This window comes from Paraburkholderia graminis C4D1M, from assembly GCF_000172415.1.
Taxonomy (GTDB): domain Bacteria; phylum Pseudomonadota; class Gammaproteobacteria; order Burkholderiales; family Burkholderiaceae; genus Paraburkholderia; species Paraburkholderia graminis.
Map to the genome: position 1 here is coordinate 486268 of NZ_ABLD01000001.1, position 25478 is coordinate 511745.

Consider the following 25478-nt stretch of genomic DNA (forward strand, 5'->3'; position numbering starts at 1 on the left):
TCACCCGCGCTTCACCCGCGTATCCGCCTGCGTCTCACGATCCCAGCGCTTGAGCCACGGCAGCAAAAAATCCGCGAAGCCCGCTGCGGGCGGCGACAACGCGCGTTCGGTCGAGCGGTACAAACACACTTCGCGGATCGTCTCCGGTTCGACAATCCGCTTCATCACCAGACCGAAGGTGCGTGCGAGCGGCGCGACATAAGCCGGCGCGAGCGTCACCGCGAGGCCGCGCGATGCGATACCGAAAGCGGTGGTCACGTTGTCCACGACGTCTGCGGGAACGATGCGCGCCTCGACGGGCAGATCGGCGAGCATCTGGTCGACGGCCCGTTCGTGATCGCGGCCGGTCGCGACGATAGGGACGTCGCGCAACTGCTGCCATTGCACACGTCTGCGCGCGGAGAGCGGATGCGACGGCGCGCACCACATCACCCACGGACTTGCGAACGCCGCGTCCCGGCGCACACGCGCACCGCTTGGCCGGTCCGGCCCGATTGCCAGATCGACGTCCGCGCTTTCCACGCGCTCGACCAGTTGCTCCACCACGGTATCGCAAATGCGCACGACGACCTTGGGCTTGTCGCGCGCGTAGTCGGCAATCGCCGCGGGTAACGCGGTGGACGCCAGCACCAGCGGCGCGCCGATCCGCACGATGCCGGCCGCGCGGTTGCGAATATCGTCGGCGGATTGCGCGGCGGCGCGCACGTGGCGCAGCACCGATTCCGCCGATGCGAGGAAATCCTGACCCGCGCTCGAGAGATTCACGCGCCGCGTGGTCCTGTCGAAAAGACGAAAGCCGAGTTCCGCTTCGAGTTCCGCGAGCAATTGGCTCACCGCGGACGAAGTCAGCCCCAGCCGTTCGGCCGCCGCGCCGATGCTGTGAAGATCGACAATGGCGAGAAACGCCTCGTATTGACGGATGGTGACGCGAGTAAGTGCCATGCTGCGATTCTAAAGAAAAACTTACGAATCGTGCAAAATCGGTTGATTGTAGATTGCCGCGCGTTCATCGACACTTGTCCCAATCGACGGAAGCACACAAAGGCGCTTAGACTTTCCGCCTCGCCTCTGTGGACGTATGCGTGCGCCACGCCAGGCTCCCTTCAAGGAAATGCCATGTTCGACCATATTCCCGCCTATCCCGGCGACCCGATTCTCAGCCTGAACGAAGATTTCCAGCTCGATCCGCGTCCGAACAAAGTCAATCTGAGCATCGGCATTTATTTCGACGACGCCGGCAAGCTGCCCGTCATGGACGCCGTGCGCCGCGCCGAAACCGCGTTGCTCGACGCAATCGGCCCGCGTTCCTATCTGCCGATGGCAGGCTTGCCGCTCTACCGCGAAGCGGCGCAGACGCTGGTTTTCGGCGCGAGCAGCGAAGCGCGCGCGGCGGGCCGCATCGCGACGCTGCAAACCATTGGCGGCTCCGGCGCGCTGAAGGTCGGCGCCGATTTCCTGCGGCGCTATTTCCCGGCTTCGCAAATCTGGATCAGCGACCCGAGCTGGGAGAATCATCGCGTCGTGTTCGAGGGCGCGGGCCTAACCGTCAACACCTATCCGTATTACGACGAAGCGACAGGCGGCCTGCGTTTCGCCGATATGATCGAGACGATCGGCCAATTGCCCGAGCGCAGCATCGTGCTGCTGCATGCGTGCTGCCACAATCCGACGGGCGTCGATCTGAGCAACGAGCAATGGGCTGAACTCGTGCCGGTATTGCAGCGTCGCAAGCTGATTGCGTTCGTCGATATGGCTTACCAGGGCTTCGGCGCGGGCCTCGAAGAAGACGCCGCTTGCGTGCGCATGCTCGCGGAAGCCGACATACCGCTGATTGCCGCCAATTCGTTTTCGAAGAATTTCTCGCTGTACGGCGAGCGTTGCGGCGCATTGAGCGTGGTCTGCAAGAGCGCCGATGAAGCGGGCCGCGTGCTCGGCCAGTTGATGTCCACGGTGCGCGCGAACTACAGCAATCCGCCGACGCATGGCGCGCGTCTTGTCGCGAACGTGCTGTCCGATGCGTCGTTGCGCGCTTCGTGGGAAGCGGAACTCGCCACCATGCGCGAGCGCATTCTCGCGATGCGCGGCACGATTCACGCGGGACTCGCAGGCCGTGTCGATGAAGTGATGCGCGCGCGTTACGTCGCGCAGCGCGGCATGTTTACCTATACGGGCCTGAGCGAGCGCCAGGTCGAGCGCCTGCGCAGCGAACACGCGGTGTATGTGCTGCGCTCGGGCCGCATGTGCGTCGCGGGCCTGAATGCGCGCAACGCGGAGTACGTGGCGTCGTCGATTGCCGCGGTGGTCGCGGGCGCATAGCGACCGCGGCAGCGCAGCCAACGCGAACGAGCACGCAACGCGCACAGCCAACAGATAACCCTGGAGACGTCGATGACGACACTTGATATGCCACCGGCAAGCGCGCCGCAAAAAGCCGGCATGCATGCGGACGAATGGCAGGCACGCGTTGAACTGGCCGCGTGCTACCGCATCTTCGACATGCTCGGCTGGACCGAGATGATCTACAACCACATCACGTTGCGTGTGCCGGAAAGCGTGAGCGGCGGCGAGCGCCAGTTCCTCATCAATCCGTTCGGCTTGCACTACAGCGAAGTCACGGCGAGCAACCTGGTGAAGATCGACGCGCAAGGGCGCGTGCTCGACGGCTCGCGTTATCCGGTGAATCCCGCTGGTTTCGTCGTGCATGCGGCGATTCACGAAGGCGTGCCCGGCGCGCATTGCGTGATGCACACGCATACCACGGCGGGCGTCGCCGTCGCGTGTCTCGAAGACGGTTTGCAGCAGACCAACTTCTACACCGCGCAATTGCACGAGCGCATCGCGTATCACGACTTCGAGGGCATCACCGTGCATGCGGAGGAAGGGCCGCGGCTCGTCGAACATATCGGCGACAGGCAGGCTGTGATTCTGCGCAATCACGGGTTGCTTGCATGGGGCCGCACGTTGCCGCAAACTTTCGCGGTTCTATGGACGCTCAACCGCGCCTGCGAGATTCAGATGGCGACGTTTTCGATGGGCAAGGCGCGGCCGGTTCCCGAAGACGTCGCGATGCGCTGCTCGCGCGACGCGTTGCAATTCGATCCCCGTCACGGCGCGGGACAGGACGTGTTCGATGCGCTCGTGCGGCGCGTCGAGCGCATCGATGCGAGTTACAAGGGATGAAGCGATGAAAGTAGCGATTTACGGCGCGGGCGCCATCGGCGGATGGATCGGCGTGAAGCTCGCGCAGGCGGGCCACGAGGTCGGCGTGGTGGCGCGTGGCGCGACGCTGGCCGCGTTGCGCGAGCAGGGCTTGCGGCTGATCGAAGGCGGCAGCACGCAAACAGTCGACGTGCAAGCCGCGGAAGACCCCGTCGCGCTCGGTGTACAGGATGTCGTCGTGGTCGCGGTCAAAGGGCCGGCAATGGCCTCGGTGGCCGCGCACATCGCGCCGCTGCTCGGCGCGCAAACCGTCGTGCTGACCGCAATGAACGGTGTGCCGTGGTGGTTCTGCGACGGTCTGCATGGCGACTTCGTGGGCAAGCGGCTCAAGTCAATCGATCCCGACGGCGCAATCGCCGCCGCGATTCCAAGCGCGCAAACAGTGGGCTGCGTGGTGCACGCGAGTTGCCTCGTCGAGGCGCCGGGCGTGATCCGGCATCATCAAGGCAATGGGCTGATTATCGGCGAGGCTCTCGGGCGTCCGAGCGAACGCGTGAAGGCGCTCGCCGAGACGCTGGCCGCGGCGGGTTTCAATGCGTCGGTGTCGGAGCAGATTCAGCGCGACGTCTGGTACAAGCTGTGGGGCAACATGACGATGAACCCGATCAGCGCGATCACGGGCGCCACCACCGACCGCATTCTCGGCGACGAACTGGCGCGCAACTTCGTCACGAGCATCATGCTCGAGGCGAAGGAAATCGGCGCGCGTTTCGGCATTCCGATCGACCAGGCGCCCGAGGACCGGCACGCGGTCACGCTGAAACTCGGCGCGATGAAAACGTCGATGCTGCAAGACGTGCAGGCGCGCAAGGCGGTCGAACTGGATGCACTCGTGAGCGCGGTCCGCGAACTCGGGCAATTGACCGGCGTGAAGACGCCTTATACGGATGCGCTGCTCGGTCTCGCGCGCTTGCATGCCAGCACGCTGGGTCTGTATTGAACGCAGCGCAGTGCCACGTTGAAGCAGAAAGCCGCCGCGTGTTTTTCTCGCGGCGGCTTTTTTTATGCCTGTTTTATAGGGCTATTCCAACTAAACAGCCGTCGCCGTGACGGCTTCTGACCTTGGCAAACGCGCCGCTTCGATCAAGGACAAAGCCCGTTGCGCGTCGTCGAGTCCGGTGATGCACAGCAGCGCAAGGCGAGCGAGATACAGCGGAGCATCGGCTTCGCCTTCGGCGGTGAGCGTATGACAAAGCGCCGTATAGACGCGGTCGAGATCGCTATCGGTCATGACTGGCTCTCCTTGTTTTCGATGTTCAGTGCGGCCATCAGCGCGCGCTGCGTGGTGGCCGCGCTGCCTTCGCGCCAGCGCGCGAGCACATGGCCGTCGGGGCGGATCAGGTAGACGGTGCCCTTTGCCGCATCGAGCATTTGATGCAGACGGCCGGTGTGATCGATTGCGGTTATGCCGTTAGCGTTGGCCTCGTCGCTTGCATGAACCACGGTGATTACGTTGAAACGGAATCGCGCGGCTCGCCAGGTCCTCTTGCATGTCCCGCCACGCGCTCTCTTGCGATGCATCGGCGGAAAAGCGCAGCGCGGTGAAGCAGGGCGCAAGCAGATCGGTGAGGTGCATGTCGAGCAGCTCGCCATCGCGAATGGACTTGAGGGGGCACTCCGGCAGCACACTGCCTGGCGCCGCGCCATGGGTGAACTGACTCTCCGTTGCCTCGGCCGCCGCGCGATTGAGCGGCGATTGCACATAAGCAATCGGATGCGTCTGCCGCGGATTGATCAGCGGACGCACAGCGGCATGACGTTCGGCGAGTCCGAGCACGGCGCTTCTCATCAGCTCGAAAGCGAAGGTCGGCGGCGCCATGAATTCGGTGCTCTTCATGCCGTAGCTCAAATTTTCGCGTGCGGCGAACACGCGCTCGTCGCTATAGCTGTCGAGCAGCTCGGGCGACGCGATGCCGTTCACCACGCAGCCGAGTTTCCAGCCGAGATTGTCGGCGTCGTCGATACCCGAGTTCGCGCCGCGCACGCCGAAGATCGGCACCAGATGCGCCGCGTCGCCCGCGAACAGCACCGAGCCGTGGCGATAACGTTCGAGCGTCAGCGCGTTGGCCTTGTAGACGGTGATCCAGATCGGCGACCATTCGCCTGTTTCGCCCATCGCGTCCAGCACGCTTTGCACGCGCGGCATCACGTTGCCGGGTTCGACTGCAGCCTGCGGGTCTTCGTCGTCGCGTAGCTGGTAGTCGATGCGCCACACGTTGTCCGGCTGCTTGTGCACGAGAACGGTCGAGCCGGGATTGGACGGCGGATCGAAATAGGCGAGCCGCTCGGTCGCGCGATCGCTGTGCAGTTCGATATCGACGATCACGTAGCGGCCTTCGTACGTCGTGCCGGTCAGTTTGAGTCCCAGCGCCTCGCGTATCGTGCTGCGCCCGCCATCGCACGCGACGACCCAGTCGGCTTCCATTTGCCACGCGGTGTCGCCGGTCTGCAGATCGAGCGTGGCGCCGCGCGAGGCGTCCGACGCAGCGCGTTGCCCGATTGCGGTCACACGCGTTTGCCAGCGAATCTCGATCAGGTCCGCGTGCCGCTCCAGTTCGTCGAGCAGGAACTGTTCGATCTGATACTGCGCGATGTTGATCATCGGCGGCAGCGATTGCTCGTCGTCCTGATGCATCGAAAAGCGGAACACCTCGGCATCGCGATAGAAGCTGCGGCCGCCCGTCCACGGCAGACCTTTTTGCAAGAAGCCTTCAACGGCGCCCAGGCGCTTGAGTATTTCGAGGCTGCGCCGCGAGATGCAAATGGCGCGGCTGCCGGTGCATACGCTGTCGTCGGCTTCGATCAGAACGGAGCGCACGCCCTGGCGGGCGAGCGCCAGCGCGAGCGTCATGCCGACCGGCCCGCCGCCGACAATCGCAACGGACCGTCGCACGGGATCGCGTCCGTCGACGAGTGGAGGCACGGCGCCCCCGTAACGGCGCGGCGAAAATGGATAGGGTTTGAAGCTGCGGCTCATGCGGGTCTCCTCGATGTTCGCTGCATTCGCGGCCGCCGCCCGTGTTCGGTTCTTTTAGAAGCGGCGCGAAATGAAAAGCGATGAGCGAAGTATGAAGGAGAGCTTGTGCGCGCCTGTCCTCATTTTGGGTACAGGCGCGGGGTGCTTTTATGCGGGGGTTGGATCGACCACGATCAATCCGCCCCACCGGCGACATGCGAATGCCGGCCCGCCTGCAACGCCCACGCGGCGACCTGGCATTCTTCGATCATCGCGCGGAAGGTGGGCGCCGAGTGCGCCGCGGCAGTCGAGCCCATGCCGATGTCGTGCCCGTTTTCCGCGCTGCCGCCCACGCCGACCACGAGCGTCGCGCGCGGCCGCCATTCGCGCGTGCGCCGCAGCATGTTGCGCAGATACGGCGGCGAATCGGGCGCGTCGAGCGTGACGATGCAGATGATCGGCGCATTTTTATAGCTCGGTTCGTCGGCGCGCGCGCTGCGATAGCCCGAGTGCGTCGCCATGATCGGCGCGAAGCCGACGCGCCCGAGCAGTTGCACGGCGATGGCGGTCGTGACCTCGTCGAACGCGCCGCGTCCCGGCACGCATAGCACGGCGGTCTTTTCGTCGTCGTGATGTTCGGACGAATGCTCGCGGGTCTGCTCGTGCCGCTCCGACAGATCCGCCGATGACGCCGCGTGCAGCGCGGCCGCGTCGCCCGGCTCGGGACGCGCGAGGCGGTCCGGCAAGCCGTCCGCGATCTCGAGGTTTTCCACGATGTCCACCAGCGCTTCGTTGACGCTCGCCAACTGGTCGGGCATCAACACGCCGCGCATCGCGTCGTTGCGCGCGAGCTTGAGCCCTTCGAGCGCGACCTTGTCGTAGTAGTCGATCAGCGACATTTCGCGCAACAGACGCTCCGCCTGCACGATCGCCTCGTGCGGATCGTCGGCGAGCAGCCGCTGATAGAAGTTCTGCGCGGGCGTGAGCGCCGGCTGATCGCCGAGCAGCACCGTGAGAAAGTTCAGACGGTCGGCGTAACGCCCGAGCGTGACCACGCACAGCGTGAGCGGCGTGGACAGCACGAGGCCGATCGGCCCCCATAGCCAGCTCCAGAAAATCGCCGCGACCACGACCGCGAGCGGCGAGAGCCCCGAACGGTGCCCATACAGCAGCGGCTCCGCGATCTGCCCGGCGACCACATCCACGACGATGAACAGTATCAGCGTGTACACCGCCATCGTCCATTGCGGCTGAATCGCGGCGGCGAGAAACACCGCGAGAATCGCCGCGATCCAGATGCCGATATACGGCACGAAGCGCAGCAGCGCCGCGATCACGCCGAATAGCAGCGCGCCCGGCACGCCGATGATCGCGAGACCGATTGCAATCACGCCGCCCGCGCTCAGGTTCACGCCGAGTTGCGCGACGAAGTAGCGGCTCAGGCGCACGGCGGCGTCGTTGATCGCGGTCGTCGTGCGATGCAGGTCGCGCGAGCCGAACAGACTGATCAAACGGTCACGCAAATCCTCGCGTTGCAGCAGGATAAAAATCGTCACCACCAGCACGATGAACGTGGTTTCGATTGGCGCGATGGCCGGCGACAACGCGCGCTGCGCGAGCTGCATCGGCGTAGGCGACGGCTCGTGCACTTCGACCGGCGTAGGCACCGCGGGCGCATTGCGCGCCGCGCGGCCGGTCGGACGCGGCGGCGGCGGCTTCGAGGGCGCCACGCGTTGCAGCGTGGCGGCCGCGCGGCTCATCAGCGAATCGGCGCGGCCGATCGTTTTCTCCTGCACGGTTTCGATCTTCTGCTCGATCGCCACCTGATACTGCGGCAAGTCGCCGGCCAATTGCACGAGCTGCGCGCCGATCAGCGCGCCGATAGCGAGCAGCGCGGCGAGCGCGAACAGCACCGCAATGAAGATGGACGGCAACTGTCCCATGCGCAAACGCCGCAGCATCTGCACGAGCGGCGCGAGCAGAAAGCTGAGCAGCACGGAGAGCGTGATCGGGATCAGCACCGCGCGGCCGAAGTAAAGCGCGCATACCACCACGACGCCCGTGATCACCGAGGCAAGGCCGTGCAGGCCTGGCGCGCCAGGCGGATAAACGCGATTGGGCCGCCCAGGCGGCGGCAACGATATTTTCATGAGCACACTGTCCGATTGAGTGGCGCGGTCGCTTCTGGTCCGGCGCGATGGACGCGGCGGCGGCATAGGCCGTGTGCGGCCCATGCGGGAGAGCAAACCTTATGCCCGGATTGTAGGCGCTTTGCGTCGCGCGACGCTATATCGCACGCTCAGCCGATGTGCACGCGCAGCAAGCCGAACAGTTGCGTGCTCACATAAAGCAGCAAACCGATAAAGCCGCCGACCACCGTTCCGTTGATGCGGATGTATTGCAGATCCCGGCCGATGTTCAACTCGATTTGCCGCGACATCTCCGGCGCGTTCCAGTTCTTCACGGTATCGCTGATATGCCGTGTGAGGAATCGCGCGAACTCGGGCGCCATCGCGCGCGCGGCTTCTTCGAGGTGATCGTTCAGCGATTGGCGCAGCGCCGGATCGTTCGCGAGTTCGCGGCCCACCCATTGACCGGACGCGACGACTCGCGCATGCAGCGCCGAGTCGCTGCTATGCAGATCGCGCTTGAGCCACGCGCGCAATTCGCCCCACATGTCCTTCACATACGAAGCGAGCGCTTCGCCTTCCACGAGATAGCGCTTCAGTTCCTCGCCTTTTTGCAGGAACGCGGGGTCGCTCTTGAGCTTGACGATCAGCTTGTGCGCCGCGCCGTCGAACTTCTGCCGCAGTTCGTGCGTCGGGTTCTCGCTGATCTGTTCGAGCATGCGGTTCACCGCGTTGGCCAGCGCCTCGGCGCCTTTTTCGCCGAGCCATGCGGACGGCAGAATCTTCTCCATCTTCGGATACTCGCTCTTCACCCAATCGACGATACGTTGCGCGATAAACTCGCGCGCCTGCGGTTCGCGCAGCAGCGCGACGACCTGTTCGATGCCGGCGTCGAGCAATTCCTGATGACGGCCGTCCTTCGTGAGCGTGTCGAGGATCGAGCCCATCGACTGCGAGAGGTCGACCTTCGCAAGCACGTCGCGCAGCGCGTCCTTGATGAAGACCTGAATGCGCACGTCGTCGGTGAGATCGAGCATGCCGCTCGTCAGTTTCACCACGTAATCGCCGAGGCGTGCGCTGTTGGCGGGCTCGGCGAGCCAACGCGCGATGCTCTGCGCCGGGTCGTGCTTCCTGATCAGACCGACCAGCGACGGCACGTCGAGAAATTTGTCCTGCACGAAGACGGCGAGGTTGTCGGCGATCTTGTGCTTGTTGCGCGGAATGATCGCCGTATGCGCCGACACCAGCGGAATCGGCACGCGTCGGAACAGCGCGGCGACCGCGAACCAGTCCGCGAGTGCGCCGACCATCGCGGCCTCGGCCACCGCCTTGATACCGTCGATCCACAAGCCGCGCGGCATCAACGCGGTCGCGACGAAGACGCAGGCCGCGGCCGCGAGCAGCAGCAACGGCGTGCGTTTGGCTTTCTTCAGTTCGAGTGCTTTGTTCATCGGCGAGAGAGCCCGGGTCTGGAAACGCGAGTTTAGCGCCGTGAGGGGCGGGGCGGGGCCATGCGAGGCGAAGTGAGGTGACGAAGCCCAAGCGATATAGGAAGCACATACGGCTCTTTCGACGCGTCGGCGCGGTAACATGCACGGTTGAACCGCCGCGGCGATGCGCCGAGTCGAATCGCGCGCGCCATGCGGCAACGCAATCGAATGCAATGGAGGCACAGTGATCAGGTTTCTGCACACCGCGGACTGGCAGATCGGCACGCAGTTCGGCCAGTTCGAGCCGGACGAGGCCGCGCATCTCGCGCAGGCGCGCTTCGACACGGTGCGCCGCATCGCGGACGAAGCCACCGCGCGCAACGTCGATGCCGTGCTCGTGGCCGGCGACGTATTCGATCTGCAAACCGTGTCCGACACGGTGATCCGGCGTCTGTTCGCCGCGCTGCAAGCGTTCGCCGGTCCGTGGATCATGCTGCCGGGCAATCACGACGCGGCGCTCGTCGAAAGCGTATGGACGCGCGCGCATCGACTGAACTGCGTGCCGCCGAACGTGCGCATCGTGCTCGAGCCTGGCGTCGTGTTGCTCGACGCATGCCGCTGCGCGCTCCTGTGCGCGCCGCTCACGCAACGCATCACTTACGACGACACCACTGGCTTCTTCGATAACGTCGAAACGCCGCCGGGTTATCACCGCGTCGGCCTCGCGCATGGCAGCGTGAGCGGCATCCTGCAGGAAGGCATCGACTCGTCCAATCCCATTTCGCCGACGCGCGCCGCGAGCGCGCGGCTCGACTATCTGGCGCTCGGCGACTGGCATGGCCACCTTCGCGTCGACGATCGCACGTGGTACGCGGGCACGCACGAGCAGGACCGTTTTCGCGCGAACGATCCGGGCTTCGTGCTCGATGTGAGCCTGAGCGAGCCAAGCGCGCGAGCCGTGGTCGAGCCGGTGCGGGTCGGCCAGTATCAGTGGCATCGGTGGGATGAAACGATCTCCGTGCCGACCGACGTCGACGCATTGAAGGCGCGCCTCGCCACGCTGAGCGGCAGCGACGTGCTGCGCGTCACGGTGAGCGGCACGGCCGCGCTCGCCGATGCAGAAGCGCTCCACGTCGCCGTCGAGGAAACCCGCGCGCGCGTGCGCGCATTGCGCGTCGACATGAGCGCGTTGCAAGTGCTGCCCACCACCGAAGATCTCGCCGAACTCGGCGCGCAGAGTGGTTATCTGGCGAAAGTGGTCGCGCGTCTGCGCGGCCTGCAGGAAGACCCGCAATCCGATCCGCAACAGGTCCGGCGCGCGGCCGAGGCGTTGTTGCTGCTGGCGCGTTTTCAACGTGAACTGCCGCGTGAGGCGAGGTCCGCATGAAGCTACAAAGCATCGCGATACAGGAATTCAAGCAGTTCACCGGACGGCTTTTTATCGACGACCTTCAGCCCGGACTCAATCTTTTCGTGGGACCGAACGAAGCGGGTAAGAGCACGATTGCCGAGGCCGTGCGCGCGGTGTTCCTCGAACGTTATAAGGCTTCGCATCTGAAGGATTTGTTGCCGTGGGGCAAGGCGAGCGGGCAGCCTTCCGTCGAAGTGAGCTTCGATCTGGACGGCGTTGCATGCCGCTTGTCGAAGCAGTTCGTCACGCGTCAGCGCTGCGAACTGAAGATCGGCCAAAGCGTGTACGGCGAAGACGAAGCGGAAGACAAGCTCGCGGCCTTGCTCGGCTTTTCGCGCGCCGCGCGCGGTCCGCTGAAGGCCGAGAACGCGGGCGTGCCCGGCTTGCTGTGGGTGCAGCAGGGCGGCACGCAGGAAATGCGCGACTCGACGGGACACGCGGCGCAGTATCTGCGCGATGCGTTGTCGCAATTGTCGGGCAGCCGCGAATCGGCGGGAGAGGACGCGTTGATCGCCGTCGTGCAGCGCGAGCTTCGGCAATTGCTGACCGCGCGCACGCAGAAGTCCACCGGTCCGCTCGCGGAAGCCGAAGCGGCGCTGAGCACATTGAGCGCCGAACGCGACGATCTTGTCCGGCAGCGCGAGCAGTTCGACGAAAACATCGCGCGTCTCGCCGCGCAGCAGGAAGCGTTCGACGACGCCGAGCGCAAGCGGCCCTGGGAGCTTCACGAGCAGAAGGCGCTGCTCGCGCAACAGCGCGCCGATGCCGCCGTGCAACTGGAGCGCGGCGTGCAGGATCTCGTGCAGGCGCTGAAGGTCGGCGAGGCGCAACTCGCGTTGTCGTTGCAGCAGGAACAGGCCGCGGTGGAACTGGAGGCGGCCGTCGCGCGCGATCGTCAGCAACTCGACGCGGCGCGCGCCAATGTGTCCGCCGTCGAGACCGAACATGGGCAGGCGTCGAGCCGCGTCGTGCAACTGGAGCAAGCCTCGGCCGATGCAAACCGCGCGCTTGAACTCGCCAACGCAGCGGTGAGCGCCGCGGACTTGCGCAGCCAGATCGGTCTTTATCGCGCCGAACTCGAACGGCTCGAAGCGGCGATCGGCGCGGCGAACGAAGCGCACGAAGCGCTTGTCGAAGCGACACGCGCCGCGGCCGCGCTCGAAGTCGACGAGACGAAACTGAAACGCCTGGCTTCGCTCGATGCGTCGTTGACCGTGCTGCGCGCGCGCACCGAAGCGGCGATGACTCGCATCGAATACCGGTTGAACGGATCGATCACGGTGGGCGATGCGCGGATCGGCGGCGAGGGCGTGCTGCGTCTGGAAGAAGAAAAGCGCATTGGTCTCGGCGAACTCGGCGAGTTGCGCGTGATTCCCGGCGTCTCCGATTTGCCCGCGCGACTGTCCGAACTCGCGGCGCTCGAAGCGCAGCACGCGCAGTCGTTGCAGGCGCTCGGCGTGGCGTCGCTCGCGCAAGCAGAACAGAGGCATGAGCAGTGGAAGGCGCTCGTCGCGCAGCAGACGAGTCACGCGAAAGTGCTCGACGCGCATGCGCCGCACGGCATCGACGCGTTGCGCGCGGCGTCGGCTTCGGCGAGTGCGCGCTTGCAGGCCGCGAACGAACGGCTCGCGGGCTTGCCCGATGTCTCGTCGGCGTTGCCGCTCGACGAAGCGCGGCGCAACGCCGACCTTGCGCGCGCCGCGTTGGAAAGCGCCCGCAAGCTGTTGAACGATGCCGCGGAGAAACGCTCGACCGGCCTTGCCACGGCGGAATCGCTCGCGCTTCAATTGCAGCGCAAGGAAGCGCAATTGAGCGACGCGGCGTTTTGCAGCAACCGCGCGCAATGGCAGGCGAAGATTGTCGAACAGCGCGTGCAGGTCGAAGCGCTGACGAAGCAGCGCGAAGGACGCGAGCGCGAACTCGAGGCCGCGCGTCTGGACGATCCCGCCGCAGAGGCGCAGCGTTATCGCGCGTCTGCGCAGCTCGCGCGTCAGGAGCAGCATGAGCGGCAAGTGCGCATTGCGCATTTGCGCAGCCAGTTGGAGACCGTCGGTGCATCGGGACTCGGCGAGCGGCTCGCCGCGCTCGAGGCAAAGATCGAGCAGGCCACGCGCCGCAAGGACGAATTGAGCTTGCGCGCCGGTGCCTTGAGTCTGCTCGATGAAGTGCTCGTCGCCGAACGCGATGCGGCGGTCGCGCAACTGCGCGCGCCGTTGACCGAGCGCCTCGGCCATTATCTGAAGCGGATTTTCCCGCAATCGACGATTGCGCTCGGCGACGATCTGAGTCCCGCGACGCTCGACCGCTATGGCCGCGCCGATACGCTCGACGCGTTGAGCTTCGGCACGCGCGAACAGCTCGGCATTCTCACGCGGCTCGCGTACGCGGATCTATTGAAGGCGTCGGGCCGGCCGACGCTGCTCATGCTCGACGATGCCGCCGTGCATACCGACGCCGCTCGCCGCGACGCGATCAAGCGGGCGTTGATCGACGCGGCGTCGCGGCATCAGATACTCGTGTTCACCTGTCACCCCGAGTTGTGGGACGACCTGGGCGTGAGGCAGCGCGCGATCGACGATATCAAGGCGGCGGCGTGACTTTTGCTCCTACACGCTCTACAGGCCGCGCTCATTGATACCAGCGCGGCGTATAGACCCATTGCGCGCCTTTGCTAAAGCGGCGCGTCGTTGACGAGCCGACGATCACCATCGTGCGCATGTCGACATCGGCGGAATGCAGTTCGGCCAGCGTGACCGTGCGCAGCGTGCCGCCCGGTCTGCCGATGTCGCGTCCGAGCACGACCGGCGTATCGGCCGCGCGGTATTCACGCACGATGTCGAGCGCCTTGTCGAGTTGCCACGGACGGGCGCGCGAAATCGGGTTGTAGAACGCCATCACGAGGTCCGCTTGCGCTGCATGCCGCAAGCGGTTTTCGATGATGCTCCACGGCTTCAGATTGTCCGACAGCGACAGCATGCAGAAGTCATGGCCGAGCGGCGCACCCGCTTGCGCGGCGGTGGCGAGCGCGGCCGATACGCCCGGCACGATGCTGAGTTCGACGGCGGCCCACGCGTTGTTGTCCGACGCGTCGAGCGCTTCGAGCACGGCCGCGGCCATCGCGAACACGCCGGGGTCGCCGGACGACACCATCACCACCGAGCGTCCCTCGCTCGCGAGTTCGAATGCATGGCGCGCGCGCTGCATTTCCTCGCGGTTGTCGGTCGCGTGCACACGCTGGTCGGCGCGCAGCGGGCCGGCCATTTTCACGTAGGTCTCGTAGCCGAGGATGTCGGTGGCTTCGTCGAGCGCGTCCCGGGCGGCGGGCACCATGAGATCGGCGCTGCCGGGGCCGAGGCCGATCACCGTTAGGCGGCCGCGCGCACGGCCTATCGTGTGGGGATCGATGGCCAAAGGCGATAGGGCGAGCGCGACGCCTTGGGCGTGGTCGTCGTTGAGCGTTTCGTAAGGGATGCGCAATGCGGCGTTTAAGAGCTTGTGTGGCAGGCTCGCCGATGAGCGGTCGTCTGCGGAACGAGGTTCGACAAAACGCAGCGGCACGTTCAGGCTTGCGGCGGCTTCGGCCAACGCCGCGTGCGCCATATCTTCCGACGACGCCACCAGCGCCGCGAGCGAAAGCGGAGCGAGGCCGTGCGCCTGAAGCGAAGCGCGCACGCGAGCGACAATCTCCGACGCTTCTCCCAACGCCACCGCCGCCACCACGCTGCGTGGATGAATCACAAGCTCATCCTCGCGCCCATTCCACGCGTGCGGCGTCACGCGAATCGCGAGCCGCGCGGATGCGGAGCGCGGCAGTTGCGCGTCGTCGAGCCACGGCGCGTCGCCTTCGACGCGCGTGCTTTCGCCCGCCAGCAGATCCGACACGAAGCGCTTGCCCTGGCCTGGATCGGCGAGCGCGTAGCCTTCGGGCGGATTCAGCACGCAGGTGCCGAACCTCAGTTCTCCGCTCGTCGTGATGGCGGGCGACACACCGAGCGCGGCCGCGATGTCGCGCGCCATCACGTTGACGCCGGCAAGGCCGCCGAGCAGCGGCACGACCGCGCTGCCGTCTTCGGCGACGGCCAGCACCGGCGGCTCCGCGCCCTTGTTCGACAAGAGCGGCGCGACGCAGCGAATCACGATGCCGGCCGCGCACAGCGCGATGATCGGCGTGCCGCGCGCGTACAGCTCGCGCAGATGCGCGCCGAGTTCGCTATAAGCGACGTCGGCTTGCACGCGTCCTTGCAGCGCATGCACCTGCGAACCGGCCGTGAGCGCCTGAATGCGCCGCGCCGTGTCCAACGCGCCCACGCCCAGAATCACGATGGCGGGCGGCATCATCCTTGCCATTTTTCCCCCGGCACGACGAGCAGCGAGAAATACGGCGACGCCATCGGATCGACTTCGGCGAGCGGCACGATGCGCTGATTGCCCATCGTCGCGCGCTCGACGTACAGCGCGCGATGCGCGAGGCCGAGATCGCCGAGCACGCGCCGCACCTTGTCGAAGTGCGGCCGAGTTTCATCACAACGGCGGCGTCGGCATCGGCGAGACGGCGGCGCAGTTCGTCTTCGGGCAGCACGCCCGACAGCACCGACAGGCTCTGGTTGCGATAGACGAGCGGCGCCCCGAGCACGGCCGCGCCGCCGAGCATCGAGCACACGCCCGGCACGACCTCGCTCTCGTAGCGCGCGGCGAGCCGGTCGTGCAGATACATATACGAGCCGTAGAAAAACGGATCGCCTTCGCAGATCACCGCGACGTCGCGCCCCGCGTCCAGATGTCCGCCGACGATCTGCGCGGCCGTGTCGTAGAAATCCGCGATGATCGCTTCGTACGAAAGCGGCGGCTCGAGCGCCTCCGTTGTCACCGGATAGACGAGCGGCAGATGCTGCTGCGCGTCGTGCAAATGCGCCTCGATGATGCTGAACGCGTTGCCCTTCTTGCCCTTCGCGACGAAGTAAGCGACCACCGGCGCGGCCTTCAGGAGACGCAGTGCTTTGAGCGTGATGAGTTCGGGATCGCCCGGACCCACGCCGAGTCCGAAGAGACGCCCTGCACGTTGCGGCGCGGCGGTCATTCGACCTCCGTCGCCAGCGCGTTGACCGCGGCGGCGGCCATCGCGCTGCCGCCGCGGCGGCCATGCACGACGACATACGGCACGCCGCGGCTGTCGCCCGCGAGCATGGCTTTCGATTCCGCCGCGCCGACGAAGCCGACCGGAAAGCCGAGAATCAGCGCGGGTTTCGGCGCGCCGGCATCGAGCATGTCGAGCAGATGAAACAGCGCGGTCGGCGCATTGCCGATCACGACGACGCTGCCCGCAAGACGCGGACGCCACAATTCGAGCGCGGCGGCCGAGCGCGTGTTGCCGAGTTCGCGCGCGAGGTCCGGCACCGCTTCGTGCGTGAGCGTGCAGATCACGTCGTTGTTCGCGGGCAGGCGCGCGCGCGTGATGCCTTGCGCGACCATGCCGGCGTCGCAGAGAATCGGCGCACCTTGCGCGAGCGCGAGACGCCCCTCCGTGCCGGCATTCGGCGAGAACGCGAGATCGCCGATCACGTCGACCATCCCGCACGCGTGGATCACGCGCACCGCGAGCTTTTCGAGGTCGGCGGGGATGCGCGACAGATCGGCTTCGGCGCGGATCGTTGCGAAGGATTGGCGATAGATCTCCTGACCGTCGCGAATGTAATCAAGCATCGGTATCACTCATTTGAGTCGGGCATTCTGGTCGTGCGCCCTGGGCGTGCGTCTGTCCGGCTTGGGCGAGTTGCGCGAGGGTGTCGGCGGCTTGTGCGATCGTCAGTCGGCGCGCGACGCATTCGCCGAAACCCGGCTGTGCGTCGCGCCGGTAAAGATCGTAGAGGCCGGGCGCCGCGGCAAGCAGCGTGAACGGCGCGCAATGCGCGGCGGCGCAGGAGCGCGGGCAGCCGCTCAGGTGTACGTCGACGCCCGCGGGCAGGCGCTTCGCGAGCGCGAGCGCGTCGGCTTTGGTATCCGCGAGACTTTTTGCACAGCCGGTGGAACCGGCGCACGCGATGAGGCGTGAAGCGGGGTCGTTGCGATCGCATGCAAAGCCCAGCGTTTTTAGCGCGGCAAGCACGGCGGGCACGGCATGTGTGGCGATGTCGGGCAGTAGAACGCTTTGCCACGGCGTGATGCGTAGCGCGCCGTTCGCGTGTTGCCGCGCCAGCGAAGCGAGGCCATGCAGCGCGGTTGCGTCGATGCGGCCGAGCAGCGGTTGACCGCCGACGTGCCACGTTCCCGCGATACGCTGCGCGTGAGCGCCGACGTGCAGCGTGGCATCGGTGGGCGTGCTGCGCTGCCACTCGGCGAGCGCTGCGTCGCGTGCCAACGGGAAATCGACGTAGGTTTGCGCGTGTCGCAGGATTGCGTCGGCAGAATGTGCGGCGAGCAGGTGACGCATGCGGGTCGTGTCGGAGTCGGCGGCGAGATCGAGAAACGTATGCAGCAGCGCCCGCACCAGCGCCGGAACTTGCGACGGCAGCACGGCGGCGAGTGCGCCTGCATCAATCGTCGCCGAATTCGTCGCAGCAACCGGTGGACAACCGGCGAGGCCGAACACGAAGCGGATCTCGCCGGAACCACCCTGCGATGCCGCGAGCCACACGTCATGCGGATGATCGAGCCGCGCAAGACGCTCGCCGCCGTCGACGAGCAGCGCGAATTTCGGCGACAGCGCCGCGAAACGCGCGTCGCTTTGCAAGAGCGCGAGCAAAGTCGTGCAAAGCGGCCTTGTGTCGAAGAGCGCGGAGGGGTCGCGCCCTGCGGCAGGGCTGATCATCACGTTGCGGATGTCGTCGGCGGCTGAAGCGGTGAGGGCGGCGGAAGACCTGGTGTCGGCTTTTTCTTCAGAAGAAGTAGAAGCCTCCGCCAAAGGCCCAAGCCCCGCATCGACCAGCGCCGCAATCAACGCCGCTTCCTCGCCGCCACGAACGCCGCGCAGTTGCAGATTCGCGCGGTTCGTCAACTCGATCACGCCCGCCGCGTGCCGCGTGCTCGCATCCGCGATTGCGTGCGCCTGAGCCGCGCTCAGTTCGCCGCCCGGCAGCTTGATCCGGCAGATGCCGCCGTCGCGCGCGGCGACGATCCGCGCGAGCCCCGGACACGCCGAGGGCCGCAGCGCGAAAGCCGCGTCAGGCAATACAGTGGAGGAGGGAGAAGCTCGATTCAAGACGGACACCGCGGTTAGCGTCGCGCGACGGCCCGAGCAAGCGATAAAGCGGCTTGGCTGCGGCATCGGTACACCCCGCCCGATGTTGGCTGGCACGAACAGTCTCGCCGGCAGGTCTCCTGGCTCGCAGGTCGTCGTCCGTCGCGGCCTTCCCGGTCGAACCAGTGGCGCTTAGCGCAGGCGGACTCGCTGCATACAGTTGCGGGGGCAGCCGCAGCGGCGATGGTTTCCCCGCTGTGTTCCCTCTTAGGCCCCGAAGGGCACCGGCGGCTGTATTATGCCTTTTTTCGGATAGCACAACGAGGCTGGACGCTTTGACCGGCGTGGCGCAGCGCATTGTTTTGAGAGACATCATGAGGAAGGATGCATGCCGGCGTGGCTGACGGTAGTGGGCATCGGCGACGACGGCTTCGCCGGTTTGGGACGGCCCGCGCGGCGTGCGTTGCTGGAGGCGTCGGCGATTTACGGCGGCGAGCGTCATCTGTCGATGCTGCCGGCGCGGCTTGCCGCGCGCCGCGCCGCGTGGCCGCGTCCGTTCGATCTCGCGCCGTTGCTCGCCGAGCGCGGCCGCTCCGTCTGCGTGCTGGCGAGCGGCGATCCGATGCTGTTCGGCGTCGGCGCGACGCTGGCCAGGCAGTTGCCGGCCGACGAGTTGCGCGTGCTGCCCGCACCTTCGTCGTTGTCGCTGGCCGCCGCCCGGCTTGGCTGGCCGTTGCAGGAGGTGGCCGTCGTGTCGCTGGTCGGCCGGCCGCTGCCGACGCTGAATGCGCATCTGCATGACGGCGCGCGCGTGTTCGTGTTGAGCGCGGACGGCGGCACGCCCGCGGCGCTCGCCGCGCTGCTGAACGCGCGCGGCTTTGGCGCGACGCGCATGACCGTGCTCGAACATCTCGGCGGCGACGCGGAGCGGCGCATCGACGGCCGCGCGGATCAGTGGTCCGCGCGCGACGTTGCCGCGCTGAACCTGATCGCGCTCGAATGCCGCGCGACCGATGGCGCGCCGCGTCTGCCGCTCACTTGCGGCTTGCCCGACGACGCATTCCGCCACGACGGCCAGTTGACCAAACGCGATGTGCGCGCGATCACGCTCGCGCGTCTCGCGCCGGCGCCCGGCGAATTGCTGTGGGACGTGGGCGCGGGCAGCGGCTCGATCGGCATCGAATGGATGCGCGCGCATCCCGCTTGCCGCGCGATTGCCATTGAAGCGCACGCGGAGCGGCAGCGCTTTATCGAACACAATCGCGATGCGTTGGGCGTGCCGGGGCTGCAACTCGTCGCGGGCCGCGCGCCTGAAGCACTCGACGGGCTGCCGACGCCGGATGCGGTGTTCATCGGCGGCGGCGTGACGGTGCCGGGTGTACTCGACGCGTGCTGGGCGAGTCTGCGCGACGGCGGCCGGCTGGTCGCCAACGCGGTGACGTTGCAAGGCGAGGCGGCGCTTGCCGCATGGCGCGAACAGCATGGCGGCACGCTGACGCGCATCGCGCTTGCCGATGCACAACCGCTCGGCGGATTCGATACGTGGCGGCAGGCGTTGCCGATCACCTTGCTCGATGTGGTGAAGCCCTGCGGCGACGAGCGCGCCGCAAGCCGCCCACAGCCCGAACGCTCCGCCTGACCGCGATGCGCGACGAGACCCCCGAACAACCCGCGCCGCTGCGCAGCGGCTACACGACCGGCAGTTGCGCCACCGCGACGTCGCTGGCGGCGGCGCGTCTGCTGCTCGCGGGCGTGGTCAGCGACATCGCCGAAATCGTGTTGCCGAAGGGCCAGCATGTGCCGATGCCGCTCGTGTTCTGCCGCCTGACCGACGACGGCGCCGAGGCCGGCACGATCAAGGACGCCGGCGACGATCCCGACGTCACGCACGGCGCCGTGGTGTTCGCGCGCGTGCGCCTCGTCGCGGAAGCGGGCGTGGTGTTTCGCGCCGGACCCGGCGTGGGCACCGTCACGCGCGCCGGTCTGACGCTCGCGGTCGGCGAGCCCGCGATCAACCCCGTGCCGCGTCAGATGATGACCGCGCACCTCGCCGAACTCGCCGCCGAGCACGGCTATCGCGGCGGCTTCGAAGTGACGATCGGCGTCGAGGGCGGCGAAGCGCTCGCGCTCAAGACGATGAACCCGCGGCTCGGCATTCTCGGCGGGTTGTCGATTCTGGGCACGACCGGCATCGTGCGCCCGTTCTCGTGCTCGGCGTATATCGCGTCGATTCATCAAGGCATCGACGTCGCGCGCGCGAACGGCTATACGCATGTCGCCGCCTGCACCGGCAACGCGAGCGAAGACGCGATGCGCGCGCATTACGGCCTGCCCGACATCGCGTTGATCGAAATGGGCGATTTCGTCGGCGCGGTGCTCAAGCATATGAAGCGCGCGCCGGTCGAGCGCCTGAGCATTTGCGGCGGCTTCGGCAAGCTGAGCAAGCTCGCGGCGGGCCACCTCGATCTGCATAGCCGCAACTCGAGCATCGACCTCGAACGGCTCGCCGCATGGGCCGCCGAACACGGCGCCGACGACGCGTTGCAGGCCGCGATTCGCGCGGCCAACACGAGTCAGCAGGCCGTCGCGCTCGCGCATGCGCAACAGGTGCCGCTCGCCGACATCGTCTGTGAACATGCGCTTCGCGTGGCGCGCGAGATCGTGCCGCCGCAGGTGAGCGTCGAGACATTCGCGATCGACCGCCAGGGCAAACTGATCGGAGCGGCGCGATGACGCGGGTTCTGCTGCTCGGCGGCACCGGCGACGCGTTGCGCATCGCGCGGCAGCTTGCTGCGCACGATGTCTACAGTCTCGCCGGACTCGGCAAGGTGCCCGACGATCTGTGCTGCGCAGTGCGCGTGGGCGGCTTCGGCGGCAGTGAAGGGATGCAGCGCTATATCGAACAGGAGGCGATCGGCCTCGTGATCGACGCGACTCATCCGTACGCGGCGCAAATTAGCGCGAACGCGGCGCAGGCGGCCAGGTCCGCGCGCGTGCCGTGCTGGGCGCTGCGCCGGCCCGCCTGGCAGCCGCAAGCCGGCGACGACTGGCGCATGGTCGCTGACTGGGACGAACTCACGGCGGCGCTGGCGCCATTCGCGCGGCCGCTCTTCACGCTTGGACGCGAACCGCTCGCGCATCTCGACGAGATTCCCGCGCATCAGTTCTGGTTCGTGCGCTGTCTGGACTCGCACGCGGACACCGCACGCGCTCGCATACTCGCGGCGCGCGGACCGTTCACACTGGAAGGCGAACGCGCGCTGTTCGCGCTGCAACGCTTCGACGTGCTCGTCAGCAAGAATAGCGGCGGCAGCGCGACCGAAGCGAAGCTCGAAGTCGCACGCGAGCGCCGCTTGCCGGTTGTGATGCTGCGCCGGCCGTCATTGCCCGCGGTGGATCGCGAGTTTGACAGCGCGGCCAGTTTGCTCGAAGCGCTGCCTCGGTCGCACTGAATGGTCTGCATCAATCATGGAGCTTTGAATGACGGTGTTTTTTATCGGCGCGGGTCCTGGGGACCCCGAACTAATCACGGTGAAAGGGCAGCGTCTCGTGCGCCGTTGTCCGGTGATTCTGTATGCGGGTTCGCTGGTGCCGGCTGCGGTGCTGGAAGGACATTCGGCGGTCGAGGTCGTCAACACCGCCGAGCTCGATCTCGATCAGATCGTGGCCTTGCTGAAACGCGCACACGATAAAGGCCAGGACGTGGCGCGCGTGCATTCGGGCGATCCGTCGTTGTATGGCGCGATCGGCGAACAGATTCGCAGACTGCGCGAACTCGCGATTCCCTACGAGATCGTGCCGGGCGTGACGGCGACCGCTGCCAGCGCGGCCGCGCTCGGTTGCGAGCTGACGTTGCCCGGCGTTTCGCAGACGCTCATTCTCACGCGCTACGCGACGAAAACCGCGATGCCCGAAGGCGAGCAACTTGCCGATCTCGCACGGCATCGTGCGACGATGGCGATTCACCTGGGCGTGCGGCACCTTGCGCGTATCGTCGACGAATTGCGGCCGCATTACGGCGGCGCGTGTCCGATCGCGGTGATCTATCGCGCGAGCTGGCCGGACGAAGAGAAGATCACCGGTACGCTCGACGATATTCTCGGCAAGGTGAAGTCGACGCAGATCGAGCGCACCGCGTTGATTCTGGTCGGCGACGTGCTGGCGGCTGAAGGGTTTGCCGACTCGACGCTGTACGCGAAGGACTGACGCGTTGTGCATGGGCCGCGCGAAGCGGCGGCGTTGGCTTGCCGTCGCGCAGCTCGCATCGCAAAGCCTCAATCTTCCAGCGGCGCCAGCGCCTCCAGCGGCATCTTTTTCTCCGCGCCGATGTGGATCGCCGGCACCAGCGTCAGCAGCACGACCACAAAAATCGCAATCGCGAAGATCGACATGAACGTGAGGTGCAGCGATTGATGCAGCACCATGCGGATCGCGTCGCCGCCGCCGAAATTCGCCGCCTGATTTTGCAGCAGGCTTTTCAGTTGATCGGACCGGACGGCGGCGCTGCCTCCCGAATGACTCAGCCCGAAGTTGAGCACCGCGCCGAACAGCGTCGCGCCGAGCGTGCTGCCGAGATTACGCGAGAACAGGTTCGACGCCGTGGCGCTGCCGCGCTCCTCCATCTTGACGATTTCCTGGATCAGGATGAGGCAACTGACGCTCGACGTGCCCATGCCGAAGCCCATGATGAGCGAGCCGAACGCGGCGACGAGCGGCGAGCCGCCCGGCGCGAGAAACAGCAGCAGCACCGCGCCGACCGGAATGAACGCACTGCCGGCGATCAGCATGCGCCGCAGGCCGATGCGGTGAAACACCTTGGCAGCGAGCGTCGCGCCGACGGGCCAGCCGACCATCATCATCGTCAGTGCAAGGCCGGCGATCACGGGCGATCGGTTCAGCACGCCTTGCACGTACATCGGCAGGAACGTGGTCGAGCCCATCAGGATCATGCCGGAGAGCAAGGTCGCTCCGTTGCACGCGGCAATCGGGCGGCGGCTCCACAGTGCGAACGAGATCATCGGCTCCCTGGCGCGGCGCTCCTGCAGCACGAACAGCAGCAGGCACACGACGAACGCCGCGCCGGCCATCGACGCATGCGCGAGGTCGTCGTCGCCCGCGTAGGTGAGCGCCGTCATCAACGCGGCGATGGCGGCCATGAAGAGCGCTGCGCCCGCGAAGTCGATGGAAGGGCGCGCGTGCCGCTCACCCTCGCGCAGGAAAGCGATGAAGCCCGCAGCCGAGGCGAGGCCGATCGGCACGTTCATCCAGAAGATCCACGCCCACGACATGTTGTGGATGATGAAGCCGCCGACCATCGGCCCGACGACTGCCGAAATCGCCCACACGCTCGCGAGATAACCTTGCACCTTGCCGCGTTCGCGCGCCGGATACAGGTCCGCGACGATGGTCAGCGTGACCGGCTGGATCGCGCCCGCGCCGACGCCCTGAATCAGCCGGAATGCGATCATGGCCGGCATCGACCACGCGAAGCCCGCGAGCACGGAGCCGATCAGAAAGATCGCGATGCCCGCCAGCATGATCGGCTTGCGGCCGTAGAGATCGGCCAGCTTGCCGAACACGACGGTCATCGCCGTTTGAGCGAGCAGGAACGACGAGAAGACCCAGCTATACAGATGCAGATCGCCGAGTTGTGCGACGATCTGCGGCATGGCGGTGGATACGATGGTGGCTTCGATGGCGACCATCGCCATCGAAGCCATGACGGCGGCAATGACCAAAGGACGCGACGATTGCGGATGGCGGGACATGGGGCGAAGTTGGTATCAGAATAGTGGGTGCGTCTGCCAGGCGGTGCCTGGCTGATGCATGATGCACGGTCGGCGCTATGACGTCGGCGTGGCCGTTCGAGCGGCCGAAAGCGAGTATGCACCTTGCAGGGAATCTTCGCAGCGTAGTGCTGCAGTGAAGCGCTGCGTGCCGTCATGGCACAACGCTTGCGACTCCCGCAATTCTTTCGACACATGGAGGATCATTATGAGGATCGAATTCACCGGACGCCGTGAAGTGGTGGCGGCTGCGCGCGTCGCCTTCGAAGCCAATGTCGACGGAAAGGACGTTTGGTGCAGCGTATCGCTCGACGCGCTCAACGACCATTTCGGCAACGGCGGGCCGTCGGCGCACGATCTCGTGGGCACGTTCGAGGCGAACCGCGCGCAGATCGAAAACGCCACCAAGCGGGTGCTCGAAAAAAACGGCGGGCAATCGGTGGAACTCGAAACGCGCGATTTCGACAAGACGGGGCCGTGAGGTCGTTGTAGCTGGGCCGGCAATGCGCCGGCTTTGACGGCGCGACGACGCGGCAAGGACACGCCGGGTCGCACTGGCGCGGCGTGTTGCGCGGCGGCCTCGGCGGCGCATGCCCATCGCGTGGCAACGCGGCAACGCGGCAACGCGGTATAGTCGCGCGAATCCGTAGCGGCTGTGCGCTGCGCGCCGCGCAACTTCGAACCTTCGACTATCGGAGAGAACATCTTGCAGGAAATCATCGAGGGCTTGATCCGCTTTCAACGCGACGTGTTTCCGCAGCAAAGCGCTTTGTTCAAGCGCCTGTCCGCCGCGCAAAGCCCGAGCGCGCTGTTCGTGACGTGCTCGGACAGCCGCGTGGTGCCCGAACTGCTGACGCAGTCGGAACCCGGCGCGCTGTTCGTGATTCGCAACGCGGGCAATATCGTGCCGTCGTATGGTCCCGAGCCGGGCGGCGTGTCGGCGACCGTCGAATATGCCGTGGCGGTGCTCGGCGTACGCGACATCGTGATATGCGGCCACTCGAATTGCGGCGCGATGACGGCGATCTCGAGCAACACGAACCTCGAACATCTGCCGGCGGTGGCCGGCTGGCTGCGTCACGCCGATGCCGCGAAGGCGATCAATGCGTCGCGCACCTATGAGTCGGCGGCGGAACGTCTCGACGCGCTGGTCAAGGACAACGTGGTGGCCCAACTGGCTAATATCCGCACGCATCCGTCGGTGGCGGTCGGGCTCGCGAACAAGACGCTGCAACTGCATGGCTGGCTCTTCCAGATTGAAAGCGGCGTGATGCTTGCACTCGACGGCCGCAGCGGTAAGTTTGTGCCCTTGCTCGAGAATCCGGACGTTTTTGCCGTGTGATTGGGCGGGGGATGCGGGCGGGGGCTTGCGC

19 protein-coding genes, 2 pseudogenes and 1 riboswitch are annotated in these 25478 nt (G+C 66.3%); of the genes and pseudogenes, 11 read left to right on the forward strand and 10 right to left on the reverse strand.

Annotation, left to right across the window (positions count from 1 at the left end; all coding sequences use genetic code 11):
• A complete protein-coding gene (locus BGRAMDRAFT_RS02150; protein ID WP_006047000.1) occupies positions 1 to 942 on the reverse strand; it encodes a LysR family transcriptional regulator in 942 nt (313 codons plus the stop codon).
• Between the two features lie 174 nt (positions 943 to 1116).
• On the opposite strand from BGRAMDRAFT_RS02150, the gene BGRAMDRAFT_RS02155 reads away from it, so the two are divergent.
• From BGRAMDRAFT_RS02155 to BGRAMDRAFT_RS02165, 3 genes are all read left to right on the forward strand, one after another.
• On the forward strand, positions 1117 to 2316 hold the full coding sequence (locus BGRAMDRAFT_RS02155) for an amino acid aminotransferase (RefSeq protein ID WP_006047001.1): 1200 nt from the start codon (positions 1117 to 1119) through the stop codon (positions 2314 to 2316).
• Positions 2317 to 2388: 72 nt separating this feature from the next.
• Positions 2389 to 3180 carry a class II aldolase/adducin family protein gene (locus tag BGRAMDRAFT_RS02160; RefSeq protein ID WP_006047002.1) on the forward strand — a complete coding sequence of 264 codons (792 nt, stop codon included), beginning with the start codon at positions 2389 to 2391 and terminating at the stop codon, positions 3178 to 3180.
• 4 nt (positions 3181 to 3184) lie between these two features.
• Entirely contained in the window at positions 3185 to 4159 is a 975-nt protein-coding gene (locus tag BGRAMDRAFT_RS02165; RefSeq protein ID WP_044020097.1) for a 2-dehydropantoate 2-reductase, read from the forward strand.
• A gap of 90 nt (positions 4160 to 4249) precedes the next feature.
• Here BGRAMDRAFT_RS02165 and BGRAMDRAFT_RS02170 read toward each other — a convergent pair whose 3' ends face one another.
• The 4 genes and pseudogenes from BGRAMDRAFT_RS02170 to BGRAMDRAFT_RS02185 all read right to left on the reverse strand — a co-directional run bounded on the left by BGRAMDRAFT_RS02170 (position 4250) and on the right by BGRAMDRAFT_RS02185 (position 9755).
• Entirely contained in the window at positions 4250 to 4450 is a 201-nt protein-coding gene (locus BGRAMDRAFT_RS02170) for a hypothetical protein (RefSeq protein WP_006047004.1), read from the reverse strand.
• Positions 4447 to 6196, reverse strand: a pseudogene (locus tag BGRAMDRAFT_RS02175) (FAD-dependent oxidoreductase). Before BGRAMDRAFT_RS02175 ends, BGRAMDRAFT_RS02170 begins: the two are co-directional and overlap by 4 nt.
• A gap of 173 nt (positions 6197 to 6369) precedes the next feature.
• Positions 6370 to 8325 (reverse strand): AI-2E family transporter, encoded by a 1956-nt coding sequence (locus BGRAMDRAFT_RS02180; RefSeq protein ID WP_006047007.1) that lies wholly within the window; start codon positions 8323 to 8325, stop codon positions 6370 to 6372.
• Between the two features lie 149 nt (positions 8326 to 8474).
• A complete protein-coding gene (locus tag BGRAMDRAFT_RS02185; protein ID WP_006047008.1) occupies positions 8475 to 9755 on the reverse strand; it encodes a DUF445 domain-containing protein in 1281 nt (426 codons plus the stop codon).
• Positions 9756 to 9978: 223 nt separating this feature from the next.
• On the opposite strand from BGRAMDRAFT_RS02185, the gene BGRAMDRAFT_RS02190 reads away from it, so the two are divergent.
• Together BGRAMDRAFT_RS02190 and BGRAMDRAFT_RS02195 are read left to right on the forward strand one after the other, a co-directional pair.
• Positions 9979 to 11121 (forward strand): metallophosphoesterase family protein, encoded by a 1143-nt coding sequence (locus tag BGRAMDRAFT_RS02190; RefSeq protein WP_006047009.1) that lies wholly within the window; start codon positions 9979 to 9981, stop codon positions 11119 to 11121.
• Entirely contained in the window at positions 11118 to 13742 is a 2625-nt protein-coding gene (locus tag BGRAMDRAFT_RS02195) for an AAA family ATPase (RefSeq protein WP_006047010.1), read from the forward strand. The genes BGRAMDRAFT_RS02190 and BGRAMDRAFT_RS02195 overlap by 4 nt, the downstream gene beginning before the upstream one ends.
• Positions 13743 to 13773: 31 nt before the next feature.
• Here the strand turns inward: BGRAMDRAFT_RS02195 and cobJ are convergent, their stop codons facing one another.
• The 4 genes and pseudogenes from cobJ to cobG form a co-directional block, all read right to left on the reverse strand.
• Positions 13774 to 15483 (reverse strand): precorrin-3B C(17)-methyltransferase, encoded by a 1710-nt coding sequence (gene cobJ / locus BGRAMDRAFT_RS02200; protein ID WP_083803793.1) that lies wholly within the window; start codon positions 15481 to 15483, stop codon positions 13774 to 13776.
• Positions 15480 to 16222, reverse strand: a pseudogene (locus BGRAMDRAFT_RS02205) (precorrin-2 C(20)-methyltransferase). The gene cobJ and the pseudogene BGRAMDRAFT_RS02205 overlap by 4 nt, the downstream one beginning before the upstream one ends.
• Positions 16219 to 16845 (reverse strand): precorrin-8X methylmutase, encoded by a 627-nt coding sequence (locus BGRAMDRAFT_RS02210; protein ID WP_006047013.1) that lies wholly within the window; start codon positions 16843 to 16845, stop codon positions 16219 to 16221. The pseudogene BGRAMDRAFT_RS02205 and the gene BGRAMDRAFT_RS02210 overlap by 4 nt, the downstream one beginning before the upstream one ends.
• Positions 16838 to 18349: a precorrin-3B synthase gene (gene cobG / locus BGRAMDRAFT_RS02215; protein WP_302479667.1), complete on the reverse strand. Its 1512-nt coding sequence runs from the start codon at positions 18347 to 18349 to the stop codon at positions 16838 to 16840. Before cobG ends, BGRAMDRAFT_RS02210 begins: the two co-directional genes overlap by 8 nt.
• Before the next feature lie 83 nt (positions 18350 to 18432).
• Positions 18433 to 18623: riboswitch (cobalamin riboswitch) on the reverse strand.
• An 84-nt stretch (positions 18624 to 18707) separates the two neighbouring features.
• On the opposite strand from cobG, the gene BGRAMDRAFT_RS02220 reads away from it, so the two are divergent.
• From BGRAMDRAFT_RS02220 to cobM, 4 genes are read left to right on the forward strand one after another with little or no spacing between them, the layout of a single operon-like run.
• On the forward strand, positions 18708 to 19958 hold the full coding sequence (locus BGRAMDRAFT_RS02220; protein ID WP_006047015.1) for a bifunctional cobalt-precorrin-7 (C(5))-methyltransferase/cobalt-precorrin-6B (C(15))-methyltransferase: 1251 nt from the start codon (positions 18708 to 18710) through the stop codon (positions 19956 to 19958).
• A gap of 5 nt (positions 19959 to 19963) precedes the next feature.
• Positions 19964 to 21052 carry a cobalt-precorrin-5B (C(1))-methyltransferase gene (locus tag BGRAMDRAFT_RS02225; protein ID WP_006047016.1) on the forward strand — a complete coding sequence of 363 codons (1089 nt, stop codon included), beginning with the start codon at positions 19964 to 19966 and terminating at the stop codon, positions 21050 to 21052.
• The gene (locus BGRAMDRAFT_RS02230) at positions 21049 to 21771 is read left to right on the forward strand and encodes a cobalt-precorrin-6A reductase (RefSeq protein ID WP_006047017.1); all 723 of its coding nucleotides are present in this window, start codon (positions 21049 to 21051) and stop codon (positions 21769 to 21771) included. Before BGRAMDRAFT_RS02225 ends, BGRAMDRAFT_RS02230 begins: the two co-directional genes overlap by 4 nt.
• 28 nt (positions 21772 to 21799) lie before the next feature.
• Positions 21800 to 22525, forward strand: a complete 726-nt coding sequence (gene cobM / locus BGRAMDRAFT_RS02235; protein ID WP_006047018.1) for a precorrin-4 C(11)-methyltransferase — start codon at positions 21800 to 21802, stop codon at positions 22523 to 22525.
• 68 nt (positions 22526 to 22593) lie between these two features.
• Here cobM and BGRAMDRAFT_RS02240 read toward each other — a convergent pair whose 3' ends face one another.
• Complete coding sequence (locus BGRAMDRAFT_RS02240) at positions 22594 to 24087, reverse strand: MDR family MFS transporter (protein WP_006047019.1); 1494 nt, start codon at positions 24085 to 24087, stop codon at positions 22594 to 22596.
• Between the two features lie 226 nt (positions 24088 to 24313).
• Here BGRAMDRAFT_RS02240 and BGRAMDRAFT_RS02245 point away from each other — a divergent pair, with 226 nt between their 5' ends.
• Together BGRAMDRAFT_RS02245 and BGRAMDRAFT_RS02250 are read left to right on the forward strand one after the other, a co-directional pair.
• Complete coding sequence (locus BGRAMDRAFT_RS02245) at positions 24314 to 24586, forward strand: DUF1488 family protein (protein ID WP_006047020.1); 273 nt, start codon at positions 24314 to 24316, stop codon at positions 24584 to 24586.
• Between the two features lie 225 nt (positions 24587 to 24811).
• On the forward strand, positions 24812 to 25447 hold the full coding sequence (locus BGRAMDRAFT_RS02250) for a carbonic anhydrase (RefSeq protein ID WP_006047021.1): 636 nt from the start codon (positions 24812 to 24814) through the stop codon (positions 25445 to 25447).
• Positions 25448 to 25478: the final 31 nt, after the last annotated feature.

What these genes read in the sequence shown, in the direction of transcription:
- BGRAMDRAFT_RS02225 (WP_006047016.1), top strand. Translation starts at nt 19,964, where the DNA reads ATGCGCGACGAGACCCCCGAACAACCCGCGCCGCTGCGCAGCGGCTAC.
- BGRAMDRAFT_RS02160 (WP_006047002.1), top strand. Translation starts at nt 2,389, where the DNA reads ATGACGACACTTGATATGCCACCGGCAAGCGCGCCGCAAAAAGCCGGC.
- BGRAMDRAFT_RS02170 (WP_006047004.1), bottom strand. Translation starts at nt 4,450, where the DNA reads ATGACCGATAGCGATCTCGACCGCGTCTATACGGCGCTTTGTCATACG.
- BGRAMDRAFT_RS02165 (WP_044020097.1), top strand. Translation starts at nt 3,185, where the DNA reads ATGAAAGTAGCGATTTACGGCGCGGGCGCCATCGGCGGATGGATCGGC.
- BGRAMDRAFT_RS02220 (WP_006047015.1), top strand. Translation starts at nt 18,708, where the DNA reads ATGCCGGCGTGGCTGACGGTAGTGGGCATCGGCGACGACGGCTTCGCC.
- BGRAMDRAFT_RS02230 (WP_006047017.1), top strand. Translation starts at nt 21,049, where the DNA reads ATGACGCGGGTTCTGCTGCTCGGCGGCACCGGCGACGCGTTGCGCATC.
- BGRAMDRAFT_RS02240 (WP_006047019.1), bottom strand. Translation starts at nt 24,087, where the DNA reads ATGTCCCGCCATCCGCAATCGTCGCGTCCTTTGGTCATTGCCGCCGTC.
- BGRAMDRAFT_RS02245 (WP_006047020.1), top strand. Translation starts at nt 24,314, where the DNA reads ATGAGGATCGAATTCACCGGACGCCGTGAAGTGGTGGCGGCTGCGCGC.
- BGRAMDRAFT_RS02180 (WP_006047007.1), bottom strand. Translation starts at nt 8,325, where the DNA reads ATGAAAATATCGTTGCCGCCGCCTGGGCGGCCCAATCGCGTTTATCCG.
- BGRAMDRAFT_RS02210 (WP_006047013.1), bottom strand. Translation starts at nt 16,845, where the DNA reads ATGCTTGATTACATTCGCGACGGTCAGGAGATCTATCGCCAATCCTTC.
- cobM (WP_006047018.1), top strand. Translation starts at nt 21,800, where the DNA reads ATGACGGTGTTTTTTATCGGCGCGGGTCCTGGGGACCCCGAACTAATC.
- cobJ (WP_083803793.1), bottom strand. Translation starts at nt 15,483, where the DNA reads ATGATGCCGCCCGCCATCGTGATTCTGGGCGTGGGCGCGTTGGACACG.
- BGRAMDRAFT_RS02185 (WP_006047008.1), bottom strand. Translation starts at nt 9,755, where the DNA reads ATGAACAAAGCACTCGAACTGAAGAAAGCCAAACGCACGCCGTTGCTG.
- BGRAMDRAFT_RS02155 (WP_006047001.1), top strand. Translation starts at nt 1,117, where the DNA reads ATGTTCGACCATATTCCCGCCTATCCCGGCGACCCGATTCTCAGCCTG.
- BGRAMDRAFT_RS02195 (WP_006047010.1), top strand. Translation starts at nt 11,118, where the DNA reads ATGAAGCTACAAAGCATCGCGATACAGGAATTCAAGCAGTTCACCGGA.
- BGRAMDRAFT_RS02150 (WP_006047000.1), bottom strand. Translation starts at nt 942, where the DNA reads ATGGCACTTACTCGCGTCACCATCCGTCAATACGAGGCGTTTCTCGCC.